The organism is Cronobacter turicensis, from assembly GCF_041222865.1.
GTDB lineage: Bacteria > Pseudomonadota > Gammaproteobacteria > Enterobacterales > Enterobacteriaceae > Cronobacter > Cronobacter turicensis.
The window spans coordinates 4,153,019-4,165,744 of sequence record NZ_CP165997.1 but is presented as its reverse complement, the minus strand read 5'-3'; the positions used below and the strand labels follow the sequence as shown (position 1 = coordinate 4,165,744).

Annotated in this window: 11 protein-coding genes and 1 riboswitch; of the genes, 9 read left to right on the top strand and 2 right to left on the bottom strand. The window is 57.5% G+C overall.

The window, feature by feature from the left end:
* The first annotated feature begins 13 nt into the window (after positions 1-13).
* The 5 genes from argC (at position 14) to oxyR (ending at position 5,849) form a co-directional block, all read left to right on the top strand.
* Positions 14-1,018 (top strand): N-acetyl-gamma-glutamyl-phosphate reductase, encoded by a 1,005-nt coding sequence (argC, locus tag AB8W27_RS19865; RefSeq protein ID WP_012814861.1) that lies wholly within the window; start codon positions 14-16, stop codon positions 1,016-1,018.
* A gap of 14 nt (positions 1,019-1,032) precedes the next feature.
* The gene (argB, locus tag AB8W27_RS19860) at positions 1,033-1,809 is read left to right on the top strand and encodes an acetylglutamate kinase (protein WP_105582538.1); all 777 of its coding nucleotides are present in this window, start codon (positions 1,033-1,035) and stop codon (positions 1,807-1,809) included.
* 26 nt (positions 1,810-1,835) lie between these two features.
* Positions 1,836-3,053, top strand: coding sequence for an argininosuccinate synthase (locus AB8W27_RS19855; RefSeq protein ID WP_012814863.1), 1,218 nt, complete (start codon positions 1,836-1,838; stop codon positions 3,051-3,053).
* Positions 3,054-3,263: 210 nt separating this feature from the next.
* Positions 3,264-4,637, top strand: a complete 1,374-nt coding sequence (argH, locus tag AB8W27_RS19850) for an argininosuccinate lyase (protein ID WP_007766270.1) — start codon at positions 3,264-3,266, stop codon at positions 4,635-4,637.
* A 294-nt stretch (positions 4,638-4,931) separates the two neighbouring features.
* The gene (oxyR, locus tag AB8W27_RS19845; protein WP_007766273.1) at positions 4,932-5,849 is read left to right on the top strand and encodes a DNA-binding transcriptional regulator OxyR; all 918 of its coding nucleotides are present in this window, start codon (positions 4,932-4,934) and stop codon (positions 5,847-5,849) included.
* Here oxyR and sthA read toward each other — a convergent pair.
* Positions 5,832-7,232: a Si-specific NAD(P)(+) transhydrogenase gene (gene sthA, locus AB8W27_RS19840; protein WP_007766278.1), complete on the bottom strand. Its 1,401-nt coding sequence runs from the start codon at positions 7,230-7,232 to the stop codon at positions 5,832-5,834. The genes oxyR and sthA overlap by 18 nt on opposite strands.
* A gap of 193 nt (positions 7,233-7,425) precedes the next feature.
* Between sthA and fabR the strand changes: the two genes are divergently transcribed.
* A complete protein-coding gene (gene fabR, locus AB8W27_RS19835) occupies positions 7,426-8,064 on the top strand; it encodes an HTH-type transcriptional repressor FabR (protein WP_007766280.1) in 639 nt (212 codons plus the stop codon).
* Positions 8,065-8,074: 10 nt separating this feature from the next.
* Positions 8,075-8,434, top strand: a complete 360-nt coding sequence (locus tag AB8W27_RS19830) for a YijD family membrane protein (RefSeq protein WP_007766281.1) — start codon at positions 8,075-8,077, stop codon at positions 8,432-8,434.
* Between the two features lie 26 nt (positions 8,435-8,460).
* Here AB8W27_RS19830 and trmA read toward each other — a convergent pair whose 3' ends face one another.
* Positions 8,461-9,564, bottom strand: a complete 1,104-nt coding sequence (gene trmA / locus AB8W27_RS19825) for a tRNA (uridine(54)-C5)-methyltransferase TrmA (protein ID WP_012814865.1) — start codon at positions 9,562-9,564, stop codon at positions 8,461-8,463.
* A 118-nt stretch (positions 9,565-9,682) separates the two neighbouring features.
* Positions 9,683-9,868, top strand: a riboswitch (cobalamin riboswitch).
* Between the two features lie 69 nt (positions 9,869-9,937).
* On the opposite strand from trmA, the gene btuB reads away from it, so the two are divergent.
* Together btuB and murI are read left to right on the top strand one after the other, a co-directional pair.
* A complete protein-coding gene (btuB, locus tag AB8W27_RS19820) occupies positions 9,938-11,791 on the top strand; it encodes a TonB-dependent vitamin B12 receptor BtuB (RefSeq protein ID WP_041924096.1) in 1,854 nt (617 codons plus the stop codon).
* The gene (murI, locus tag AB8W27_RS19815) at positions 11,736-12,587 is read left to right on the top strand and encodes a glutamate racemase (RefSeq protein WP_041923071.1); all 852 of its coding nucleotides are present in this window, start codon (positions 11,736-11,738) and stop codon (positions 12,585-12,587) included. Before btuB ends, murI begins: the two co-directional genes overlap by 56 nt.
* Positions 12,588-12,726: the final 139 nt, after the last annotated feature.

Genomic DNA, 12,726 nt, shown 5'->3' with positions numbered 1-12,726 from the left:
GTATCCAGCCCCGATGTTGAACACGCTGATTGTTGGCGCCAGTGGTTATGCCGGCGCAGAGCTTGCGACCTACGTGAATCGCCACCCGCATATGAACATAACCGCATTGACGGTCTCAGCGCAAAGCAATGATGCGGGAAAGTTAATCTCCGATCTGCATCCGCAACTGAAAGGCGTGCTTGACCTGCCGCTGCAGCCGATGGGCGACATTCGCGAGTTCACCGACGGCGTGGATGTGGTGTTTCTCGCCACCGCCCATGAGGTCAGCCACGATCTCGCGCCGCAGTTTCTCGACGCGGGCTGCGTGGTGTTTGACCTCTCCGGCGCCTTTCGCGTTAACGACGCCGCGTTCTATGACAAATTTTATGGTTTCACGCATCAGCACCCGGAGTTGCTGGCGCAGGCAGTGTATGGCCTGGCGGAGTGGAACCACGAGGCGCTGAAAGACGCGACGCTGGTGGCGGTGCCGGGATGCTACCCGACCGCGGCGCAGCTCTCGCTGAAACCGCTGATTGATGCCGGTTTGCTGGATCTGAACCAGTGGCCGGTGATTAACGCCACCAGCGGCGTGAGTGGCGCGGGGCGTAAAGCGGCTATCTCCAACAGCTTCTGTGAAGTGAGCCTCCAGCCTTACGGCATTTTTACGCATCGTCATCAGCCGGAAATCGCGAGCCACCTGGGCGCGGAGGTGATTTTCACGCCGCACCTCGGCAGCTTCCCGCGCGGCATTCTGGAAACCATCACCTGCCGCCTGAAGCCGGGTGTGAGCGCGCAGCAAGTCGCTGCAACCTTCCAGGATGCTTACGGCGACAAACCGCTGGTGCGGCTGTATGACAAAGGCGTGCCCGCGCTGAAAAACGTGGTGGGCCTGCCGTTTTGCGATATCGGCTTCGCCGTGCAGGGCGAACATCTGATCGTGGTCGCCACGGAAGATAACCTGCTGAAAGGCGCCGCCGCGCAGGCGGTGCAGTGTATGAATATTCGTTTTGGCTTCGCCGAAACGCAGTCACTTATTTAACCGAGTCAGGTGTGATGATGAATCCGTTAATCATTAAGTTAGGCGGTGTGTTGCTCGACAGCGAAGAGGCGCTGGAGCGTCTTTTTACCGCCCTCGTTAACTACCGCAAGGAGCATCAGCGTCCGCTGGTTATCGTTCACGGCGGCGGCTGCCTCGTTGACGACCTGATGAAGCAGCTCAACCTGCCGGTGAAAAAGAAAGACGGCCTGCGCGTCACGCCTGCCGATCAAATCGACATCATTACCGGCGCGCTGGCGGGTACCGCCAACAAGACGCTGCTCGCGTGGGCGAAAAAACACTCTATCGCCTCCGTCGGCCTGTTCCTGGGCGACGGCGACAGCGTCAGCGTGACGCCGCTTGATGAAGCGTTGGGCCATGTGGGCCAGGCGCATCCGGGTTCGCCGAAGCTGATTAACACGCTGCTGGAAAACGGCTTTATGCCGGTGATTAGCTCGATTGGCGTCACGGACAACGGCGACCTGATGAACGTGAACGCTGACCAGGCGGCCACGGCGCTCGCGGCAACGCTCGGCGCGGATCTGATTCTGCTCTCTGATGTGAGCGGCATCCTGGACGGCAAAGGCCAGCGCATCGCCGAGATGACCTCCGCGAAAGCCGAGCAGCTTATCGCGCAGGGCATTATCACCGACGGGATGATTGTCAAAGTGCATGCGGCGCTGGACGCCGCCCGCACGCTGGGCCGCCCGGTGGACATCGCCTCCTGGCGCCACGCGGAGCAGTTGCCCGCTTTATTTAATGGCGTGTCTATCGGCACGCGCATTTTGGCCTAATTACAAGATTTTAAAGGAAACAGACAATGCAAAATCACGGCATCAAAAAAGTTGTTCTCGCTTACTCCGGCGGCCTCGATACCTCTGCCATCATTCCGTGGCTGAAAGAAAACTATGAAGGCTGCGACGTGGTCGCCTGCGTGGTCGATATCGGCCAGGATCGTGACGATCTGAAAGGCGTTGAGCAGAAAGCGCTGCGCTCTGGCGCGTCTGAGTGCTATGTGGTCGATGCGCGTGAAGAGTTCATCAAAGATTACGTTTACCCGGTGCTGCAAACCGGCGCGCTGTATGAAGGCAGCTATCTGCTGGGCACCTCAATGGCGCGTCCGCTGATCGCCAAAGCGCTGGTGGACGTGGCGAAGAAAGTCGGCGCCGACGCGCTGTGCCACGGCGCGACGGGTAAAGGCAACGACCAGGTGCGTTTCGAATCCGCCTGGGCGGCGCTGGCGCCGCACCTGAAAGTCATCGCCCCGTGGCGTGAGTGGAACCTGCGTTCCCGTGAAGCGCTGCTCGATTACCTGAAAGCGCGCGATATCCCGACCACCGCGTCGCTTGAGAAAATCTACAGCCGTGACGAGAACGCCTGGCATATCTCTACCGAAGGCGGCGTGCTGGAAAGCCCGTGGAATGCCCCGAACCAGGATTGCTGGGTCTGGACGGTCGATCCTAAAGACGCGCCGGATGAGGCGGAGCAGGTGACCGTGACCGTTGAGAAAGGCAATGTGGTGGCCGTCAACGGCGAACACCTGACGCCGTTTGGCTGCCTGGAAGTACTGAACAAGATCGGCGCGAAGCATGGCGTGGGCCGTATCGATATCGTGGAAAACCGCCTGGTGGGCATTAAATCCCGCGGCTGCTACGAAACCCCGGGGGGCACCATCATGATGGCGGCGCTGCGCGGCGTTGAGCAACTGGTGCTGGATCGCGATAGCTTTAAATGGCGTGAGCAGGTCGGTCTGGAGATGTCTTATGTCGTGTATGACGGTCGCTGGTTCGCCCCGCTGCGCCAGTCTCTGCAGGCGGCGGCGCAGTCGCTGGCCGAGCAGGTGAGCGGCGAAGTGGTGCTGGAGCTCTATAAAGGCCAGGTGACTGCGATTCAGAAGAAATCGACCAACAGCCTGTATAACGAAGAGTTCGCGACCTTCGGCGAAGACGAAGTGTACGATCACAGCCACGCGGGCGGCTTTATCCGTCTGTTCTCCCTCTCTTCACGCATCCGTGCGCTGAATGAGCTGAAGAAGTAATCTGCTGTTGCGTGGATGGCGGGTGGCGCTGACGCTTACCCGCCCTACGCGCGGTAAGCGGGTCACGGGGCAGCAAAGCGGTCCCGTCGCAGAAAAGCAGCACACTATTTGTAGGGCGGGTCACCCCGCCATTTAAGAGATAACCAGAACAGTCACAGGGCGGGTAAGCAAAGCGCACCCGCCATAGCAAGACAGATAACGGAGCGGATTATGGCACTTTGGGGCGGACGTTTTACTCAGGCGGCAGACGGGCGGTTTAAACAATTTAATGACTCTCTGCGCTTTGATTACCGACTCGCCGAGCAGGACATTATCGGTTCCGTGGCCTGGTCTAAAGCGCTGGTTACCGTCGGCGTGCTGACCGCGCAGGAGCAAAGCCAGCTCGAAGGCGCGCTCAATACGCTGCTGGAAGAGGTGCTGGAAAACCCGCACGCGATTCTGGAAAGCGACGCGGAAGATATTCACAGCTGGGTGGAAGGCAAGCTTATCGACAAAGTCGGCCCGCTCGGCAAAAAACTCCATACCGGACGCAGCCGTAACGATCAGGTCGCGACTGACCTGAAACTCTGGTGTAAAACCCAGGTGCATGCGCTGCTGAGCGCCACGCGTCAGCTCCAGCAGGCGCTGGTCGTCACCGCCGAAGAAAATCAGGACGCGGTGATGCCGGGTTACACCCACCTGCAACGCGCACAGCCGGTGACGTTCGCGCACTGGTGCCTGGCGTATGTCGAAATGCTGGCGCGTGATGAAAGCCGCCTGAAGGATACGCTGAAACGTCTCGACGTCAGTCCGCTCGGCAGCGGCGCGCTCGCCGGGACGGCGTATGAGATTGACCGTGAGCAACTGGCGGGCTGGCTCGGCTTCGCCAGCGCCACCCGCAATAGTCTGGACAGCGTTTCCGATCGTGACCATGTGCTGGAATTGCTGTCGGATGCCGCCATCAGCATGGTGCATCTGTCGCGCTTCGCGGAAGACCTGATTTTCTTTAACTCCGGCGAAGCGGGCTTTGTCGAGCTCTCCGATCGCGTGACGTCCGGCTCCTCGTTAATGCCGCAGAAGAAAAACCCGGACGCGCTGGAGCTGATTCGCGGCAAGTGCGGCCGCGTGCAGGGCGCGCTCACCGGCATGATGATGACGCTGAAAGGCCTGCCGCTCGCGTACAACAAAGATATGCAGGAAGATAAAGAAGGGTTGTTCGACGCGCTCGACACCTGGCTCGACTGTCTGCATATGGCGGCGCTGGTGCTGGACGGCATTCAGGTGAAACGTCCGCGCTGCCAGGAAGCCGCGCAGCAGGGCTACGCCAACGCCACGGAGCTGGCGGATTATCTGGTCGCCAAAGGCGTCCCGTTCCGCGAAGCGCACCACATTGTGGGCGAGGCGGTGGTGGAGGCGATTCGTCAGGGCAAACCGCTGGAAGATTTGACGCTCGCCGACCTGCAAAAATTCAGCCCGGTAATCAATGACGACGTTTACCCGGTGCTGTCGCTTCAGTCTTGTCTCGACAAGCGAGCAGCGCAGGGCGGCGTCTCGCCGGTACAGGTGGCGCAGGCGATTAGCGCGGCGAAAGCGCGACTGGCGTAAGCGTTACTGGCAGGAGAAAGCCCGGCGGATGTCGGGCTTTTTTTTATGGGCGCCCGAAATACATTCCCGAAAAATGGGCAAAAAAAAGCGGACTTACTGTCCGCTAAATAGTTCACGTTGGCTTTAGTTATACGGCTAACAGAGAGACTCTGTTTGCGGGTTATCACCCAGTGAGGGTAACGAGTGATGTTCTCCGCGGCTGAGGCTATTATTCACTTTCGGGCTTGATAGGGATAATCGTTGGTTGCTATGCTATCTATCGCCATGAACTATCATGGCGGCGGAGGATGAAGAATGAATATTCGTGATCTTGAATACCTGGTGGCCCTTGCCGAACATCGCCATTTCCGGCGTGCGGCGGACGCCTGCCACGTGAGTCAGCCAACCCTGAGCGGTCAAATCCGCAAGCTTGAAGATGAACTCGGCGTGATGCTGCTGGAACGCACCAGCCGCAAAGTGCTGTTCACACAGGCGGGACTGCTGCTGGTAGACCAGGCGCGTACCGTTTTACGTGAAGTCAAAGTGCTTAAAGAGATGGCGAGCCAGCAGGGCGAAACCATGTCCGGCCCGCTGCATATTGGCCTTATCCCGACCATCAGCCCCTATCTGCTGCCGCAAATCATCCCGATGCTGCATCAGACGTTCCCCAAACTCGAAATGTATCTGCACGAAGCGCAGACGCATCAGCTGCTGGCCCAGCTCGACAGCGGCAAGCTCGACTGCGCGATCCTGGCGCTGGTAAAAGAGAGCGAAGCCTTTATCGAAGTGCCGCTGTTTGACGAGCCGATGCTGCTGGCGGTCTATGAAGATCATCCGTGGGCCGGACGCGAGCGCGTGCCGATGGGCGAACTGGCCGGCGAAAAACTGCTGATGCTGGAAGACGGCCACTGCCTGCGCGATCAGGCGATGGGCTTCTGCTTCGAAGCGGGCGCGGACGAAGATACGCATTTCCGCGCGACCAGCCTTGAAACGCTGCGCAATATGGTGGCGGCAGGCAGCGGCATTACGCTTTTGCCTGCGCTCGCCGTACCGCCGGAACGCCATCGCGACGGCGTCGTTTACCTGCCCTGCGTGAAACCGGAGCCGCGACGCACCATCGGTCTGGTGTATCGTCCGGGCTCGCCGTTGCGTAGCCGCTATGAGCAGCTCGCAGAGGCCATCCGCAAACAGATGGATGGCCGTTTCGACAGCGCGTTAAAACAGGCGGTTTAAGCCGTTCAGCGCGGCGACCCGATAGGCTTCCGCCATGGTCGGGTAGTTAAAGGTGGTGTTAACGAAGTACTCAATGGTGTTACCGCCACCTTTCTGCTCCATAATCGCCTGGCCGATATGAATAATCTCGGCCGCGCGCTCCCCAAAGCAGTGAATGCCCAGAATCTCTTTGGTTTCGCGGTGGAACAAAATCTTCAGCGTGCCCACGTTCATCCCCACGATTTGCGCGCGCGCCAGATGCTTAAACTGCGCACGACCCACTTCGTAAGGCACTTTCATGGCGGTGAGCTGCTGTTCGGTTTTGCCGACGGAGCTGATTTCCGGAATGGTATAGATGCCGGTCGGAATATCTTCCACCAGATGCGCCGACGCCACGCCTTTCACCAGCGCCTGCGCGGCGATGCGGCCCTGATCGTAGGCGGCGGAAGCCAGGCTCGGATAACCGATGACATCGCCCACGGCGTAGATGTGCGGCAGCGCGGTCTGGTACATGCTGTTCACTTTCAGCAGCCCGCGGCCATCGGCCTCAAGACCGATATTCTCCAGCGCCAGCGAATCGGTGTTGCCGGTGCGTCCGTTCGCATAGAGCAGACAGTCGGCTTTCACTTTTTTGCCTGACTTCAGGTGCACAATCACGCCATCGTCCACGCCTTCGATGCGCTCATACTCTTCGTTGTGGCGAATCACCACGCCGCTGTTCCAGAAGTGGTATGAAAGCGAATCTGACATCTCCTGATCGAGGAACGCCAGCAGACGGTCGCGGGTGTTGATGAGATCCACCTTGACGTTCATGCCGCGGAAAATCGACGCGTACTCACAGCCGATGACGCCCGCGCCGTAAATAATCACGTGGCGCGGCTCATGATGCATGCTGAGAATGGAGTCGCTGTCGTAGATGCGCGAGTGGTTGAAATCCACATCGTCCGGGTGATAGGGACGCGAGCCGCAGGCAATCACAAATTTCTCGGCGGTGAGGGTCTCTATCGAGCCGTCCTGGCAGGTGAGCTCAATCGTGTGTTCATCAATAAAACGCGCGTCGCCCTGCAGGATCTGGCAGCGGTTGCGCTCATAAAAGCCCTGGCGCATGTTGGTCTGCTGATTGATCACGTTGTCGGCGTGGTTAAGGATGTCGGCGAAAGAGGAACGGAGAGGACGGGAGTGGGCGCTGTATAACGGGTTCTGGTTAAATTCAATGATACGGCTGACGGCGTGGCGTAGCGCTTTCGACGGGATGGTGCCCCAGTGGGTGCAACCGCCGCCGACATTATGGTAGCGCTCTATCACGGCTACCGTGGCGCCCTGTTTCACCAGGCCCATTGCAGCACCTTCGCCGCCGGGACCAGAGCCAATCACTATTACATCATAATCGTAGGTTTGTGGCATGGTAAGGCTTACCTTGTTCTTATACATAAAAGCAACAGAATAGTAACATCACCCAAAGAATAACCCAATTCTCGCTGTGCGTTTTGCCATCTCTGGTAGCCTGCATTTCGTAAACAATCATTCACAATCCGTTATAAACCCGGTAGTTTTAAAACTGGTATAGTGCCGTTTCAACAGGAAGGAAGCAGGCAAGGTGATGGGCGTCAGAGCGCAACAGAAAGAACGAACCCGGCGGTCGCTGGTGGAAGCCGCGTTTAGCCAGCTAAGCGCGGAAAGAAGTTTCGCCAGCCTGAGCCTGCGCGAAGTGGCGCGCGAGGCGGGCATTGCGCCGACCTCGTTTTACCGGCACTTTCGCGACGTGGATGAGCTGGGCCTGACGATGGTGGATGAAAGTGGTCTGATGCTGCGCCAGTTGATGCGCCAGGCGCGCCAGCGTATCGCCAAAGGCGGCAGCGTGATCCGCACGTCGGTTTCCACCTTTATGGAGTTTATCGGCAACAACCCGAACGCGTTCCGGCTGCTGCTGCGCGAGCGCTCCGGCACGTCAGCGGCGTTTCGCGCCGCGGTGGCGCGTGAAATCCAGCATTTCATCGCGGAACTTGCCGATTATCTGGAACACGAAAATCATATGCCGCGCGCGTTTACCGAGGCTCAGGCGGAGGCGATGGTGACCATTGTCTTTAGCGCTGGCGCAGAAGCGCTGGACGTGAGCCCGGAACAGCGCGGGCAATTAGAAGAGCGACTGGTCTTGCAGCTGCGCATGATTTCTAAAGGCGCTTACTACTGGTACCGTCGTGAGCAAGAAAAGATGGCGCAAAATTCCGATAAGTGAAGGACGAGCAATGAGAACCACGACACAAGAAAAGGGTACGCTGCTGCTGGCGCTGATCGCCGGTCTGTCGATTAACGGCACCTGTGCGGCGCTGTTTAGCTCCATCGTGCCTTTCTCGATTTTCCCGATTATTTCGCTGGCGCTGACGGTTTACTGTCTGCATCAGCGCTACCTTAACCGCACGATGCCGGTGGGCCTGCCAGGCATCGCCGCCGCCTGTTTTATTCTGGGCGTATTGCTTTATAGCGCCGTGGTGCGCGCCGAGTATCCGGCGATTGGTTCTAACTTCCTGCCGTCGGTGCTGTCGGTGGTGCTTCTGTTCTGGATTGGTTTTCGCCTGCGTCGGCGCAAAGCGCGCTACGAAGAGTGAAGAAAAGGGCGCCGCGGCGCCCTTTTTTATGAGCGACGCGTTAACAGTACGCCGCATTCCATATGGTGGGTGTAAGGGAACTGATCGAACAGCGCGAGGCGCTCGACGCGGTGCGTCTGGCTCAGCGTTTCGAGGTTTTCACAAAGCGTCTGCGGGTTGCAGGAGATATAAAGGATGCGCGGATACGCCTGCACCATTTTTACCGTCTCCTGATCCAGCCCGCTGCGCGGCGGATCGACGAAGATCGTCTCGCACTGGTAGCTTTTCAGATCAACTCCCTGCAGGCGGTTAAATTCACGCACGCCGTTCATCGCCTGAGTAAATTCTTCCGCCGCCATGCGGATAATCTGCACGTTGTCGATGTGGTTGGCCGCAATGTTGTACTGCGCGGCGGCGACGGACGGCTTGGCGATTTCCGTCGCCAGGACGCGGTTAAAGTTGCGCGCCAGCGCCAGCGAGAAGTTGCCGTTACCGCAGTAGAGCTCCAGTAGATCGCCTTTTGAACCCAGGGTGGCATCCAGCGCCCACTCCAGCATATGAATGTTCATCGCCGCGTTCGGCTGGGTAAAGCTGTTCTCCACCTGGCGATAAATCATCTCTGTGCCCGCCACCGGCAGGCGCTCGTCGATGTAGTCCTGATCGAGCATGATTTTGGTTTTCGTCGCGCGGCCGATGAAGTGCACGTCAAAACCGTCGGCGCGTAGCGCATCGCGAAGACGCGTCGCCTCTTCACGCCAGTCGTCACCCAGCGCGCGGTGATAAAGCAGCGAGACAACCGCCTGCTGGCTGCGGGTGGTCAGGTAGTCAATCTGGAACAGCTTATGGCGCAGCGTACGGTTGCCGCGAATTCCCTCGATCATGCGCGGCATCAGGGCGTTAATCAGCTCGCTCGCCGCCGGGAAACTGTCGACGCGAATGCGGCTGCGGGTCTCCTGATCGAAAATGATGTGGTAAAGGTCGTCGCCGTCATGCCAGAGGCGGAACTCGGCGCGCATGCGGTAGTGGCTTACCGGCGAGCGGAACACCTCCGGCGCTGGCGCAGCGAAAGGCGCCATCATGCTTTGCAGGCGCTCTGTTTTTTCGGCCAGCTGTGCGTCGTATTGATCGATAGGGAGATGTTCAGGGGTCATCATGCGTCCTGGGTGATAAAAATTTACGCCGGGATTGTAGGGAATGCGGGCGTGATGTCCAGCATTGATTGTTTTTGCATCATTACAGATGGAAGTCTGGACTTCTGTCCGGCGCACCATGTAGCATGCCGTCTCCGGTCTCCTGTGAGTGAAAAGGGAATCCAGTGCAAATCTGGAGCTGACGCGCAGCGGTAAAGACAGGTGGGATGAACGCGTTCGCAGACACTGCCGGCCTGCCGGTGGGAAGTCCTCATCCGTAACACACCTCCAAGCCCGAAGACCTGCCGGAGTCACGTCGCATCTCGCGCACTTATCGCGTTCTATCAAGTGCGCCTGCGGCATCCTACAAGTTAAGCGGATGCTTACGTTAATGATGATAAAAAAAATCTCGCTGCTGACGGCGCTTTCCGTCACGGCGTTTTCTGGCTGGGCGCAGGATAGCGGCTCAAATTCTCTGGTGGTGACCGCAAACCGTTTTCAGCAGCCGGTCAATACGGTGCTGGCGCCGATTGATGTTGTGACGCGCGAGCAAATTGATAAATGGCAGTCTAAAACGGTGCTGGATGTGTTGCGTCGTTTGCCGGGCGTGGATATTTCGCAAAACGGAGGAATGGGGCAACTCGCTTCCGTGTATGTCCGCGGTACGGATTCACGCCATGCGCTCATCTTGATGGACGGCGTACCGGTTTCTCGCCCAAACCTTTCTAACGACTCTAATCTTTATCAAATTCCGATCTCGCTGATTCAGCGTATTGAGTTTATTCGCGGGCCGCGTTCTGCGGTGTATGGCTCCGGCGCGATTGGGGGCGTGATTAATATCATCACGCAGAGTGATGATGAAGTGTCACGGATTGATGCTGGCGTCGGTTCTAAGGGCTATCAGGAATATTCGGGCACGTTGCGCCAGCGTTTTGGGGATACAGTCGTGACGGCGATGGGGGCGTATCAGACTACCCATGGATTTAACGTTCAGCCGGGATCGACATGGCGTCATGATAATGACCGCGACGGTTATCGTAATAAAACGTTTTTTGGCAGCCTTCAGCATCATTTCTCTGACAACGTAGACGGTTTCTTTCGCGGCTATGGCTATGCCAATAACGCCGATTACGATGTGGGCAGCCCACCGTTTTCCCCGGCGTACAGCGCGGATGAAAACCAGTATGACAATCAGTCATGGGACACCGGATTACGGTATAACGCCGACATCTACTCTTCTCAGCTCATCGCCAGTTTTCAGAAGCTGAAAAGCTATAACTACAGCAGCCTTTATGGTCGCTACCAGGATGGCACGACGCTTGATCGCATGGAGCAGCGTTATATTCAGTGGGGCAATAACCTGATTGTCGGTCACGGTTCCGTCAGCGCCGGGGTGGACTGGAAGCAGGAAAAACTCACCTCAGCAACGCAGGCTGATACTGACCGTTATAAACGCGATACCACGGGTATTTACCTTACCGGCCAGCAGCAGGTGCTTGAGCACGTCACGCTTGAAGCGTCAGGCCGGGAAGATCATGACGAGCAGTTTGGCTGGCATGGTACCTGGCAAACCGCGGCAGGGTGGGAGTTTGTTGATGGCTACCGCGCAACCCTTTCATACGGTACCGGTTTTCTGGCGCCAGGCCTGACCCAGCAGTTTGGGTCACCGCAGTATGGTATTGCGTCCAACCCGAATCTTCAGCCGGAAAAATCCAGACAGTGGGAAGTAGGGATTGAAGGAATCACCGGTCCGCTGGACTGGCGTTTGTCGACCTGGCGGTACAAGATTGATAACCTGATAAGCTACGACAATGACGCTTATTACAATGTCAAATCAGCCACGATTAAAGGGGTGGAGTGGACAGGCAATCTGACTACCGGGCCTGTAAGTCATCAGCTTACGTTGCAGTATATCGATCCGCGTGATGATGAAACCCATGAGCGCTTGCAGCGTCGCGCCAGACAACAAGTGAAATATAATCTCAGCGGTGAAGTCTCAGACTTTGGGTGGGATATCACTTACCAGTATATCGGCGAGCGCGAAGATACTAACTTTAATACTTTCCCATCAGAAAAAGTGAAGCTTGGCAGCGTCAGCCTGTGGGATGTCGCGGTTTCGTATCCGGTCACCTCTCACCTTACAGTTCGTGGTAAAATAGCTAATCTGTTCGATAAAGATTACGAGACGGCTTATGGCTACGCTACTGCAGGACGGGAGTACAACTTGTCAGGCAGCTACACCTTCTGAGGCTCGCCCAACCATACTGGTTTTTGACTCCGGTGTGGGTGGGCTCTCTGTTTATGATGAGATCCGGCATCTCCTGCCGGATCTGCATTACATTTACGCCTTCGATAACGTTGCATTTCCTTACGGCGAGAAGAGCGAAGTGTTTATCGTTGAGCGCGTCGTTGAGATTGTTACCGCCGTTCAGGCGCGCTACCCCCTGGCGCTCGCCGTTATCGCCTGCAACTCCGCCAGTACGGTTTCTCTCCCTGCTCTACGTGAAAAATTCGCGTTTCCTGTTGTGGGCGTGGTGCCTGCTATCAAACCAGCCGCGCGTCTGACGGCGAACGGCGTGGTGGGGCTGCTGGCGACCCGCGGAACGGTTAAGCGTCCTTATACGCATGAGCTGATTGCGCGCTTCGCCAATGAATGTCAGATAGAAATGCTGGGTTCTGCGGAACTGGTGGAAATTGCCGAGGCGAAGCTGCACGGCGAACCGGTTTCGCTGGAGGCGCTGCGCCGCGTGCTGCGTCCGTGGCTGCGCATGCCGGAGCCGCCAGATACCGTCGTCCTCGGCTGTACGCACTTTCCGTTGCTGGCGGATGAACTGTTGCAGGTTTTGCCGGAAGGCACCCGACTGGTGGATTCCGGCGCGGCGATTGCGAGACGTACCGCCTGGCTGCTGGAGCATGAAGCGCCGGATGCATGTTCTTTTGATGAGAATATTGCTTACTGCATGGCATTAACGCCTGAAGTTGCGCAGTTAATGTCCGTTTTGCAGCGTTATGGGTTTAATAAACTCGAAAAATTGCCAGTTTAAAGGCGTTTTGCGCAAAAAAGAGACGGTTGAAAACTTTTTTGAAATTAGGGGTTGTCAGGCGCAAAGAACTCCCTATAATGCGCCTCCACTGACACGGCACAACGGCGAATGAGCCGGCCCGTCAGGCAGACGAAAGCGA

Bases quoted from the DNA above. Each gene is read 5' to 3' on its own strand.
- argC (WP_012814861.1), top strand. From the start codon at position 14: ATGTTGAACACGCTGATTGTTGGCGCCAGTGGTTATGCCGGCGCAGAG.
- argB (WP_105582538.1), top strand. From the start codon at position 1,033: ATGATGAATCCGTTAATCATTAAGTTAGGCGGTGTGTTGCTCGACAGC.
- AB8W27_RS19855 (WP_012814863.1), top strand. From the start codon at position 1,836: ATGCAAAATCACGGCATCAAAAAAGTTGTTCTCGCTTACTCCGGCGGC.
- argH (WP_007766270.1), top strand. From the start codon at position 3,264: ATGGCACTTTGGGGCGGACGTTTTACTCAGGCGGCAGACGGGCGGTTT.
- oxyR (WP_007766273.1), top strand. From the start codon at position 4,932: ATGAATATTCGTGATCTTGAATACCTGGTGGCCCTTGCCGAACATCGC.
- sthA (WP_007766278.1), bottom strand. From the start codon at position 7,232: ATGCCACAAACCTACGATTATGATGTAATAGTGATTGGCTCTGGTCCC.
- AB8W27_RS19830 (WP_007766281.1), top strand. From the start codon at position 8,075: ATGAGAACCACGACACAAGAAAAGGGTACGCTGCTGCTGGCGCTGATC.
- trmA (WP_012814865.1), bottom strand. From the start codon at position 9,564: ATGACCCCTGAACATCTCCCTATCGATCAATACGACGCACAGCTGGCC.
- btuB (WP_041924096.1), top strand. From the start codon at position 9,938: ATGATAAAAAAAATCTCGCTGCTGACGGCGCTTTCCGTCACGGCGTTT.
- murI (WP_041923071.1), top strand. From the start codon at position 11,736: ATGGCTACGCTACTGCAGGACGGGAGTACAACTTGTCAGGCAGCTACA.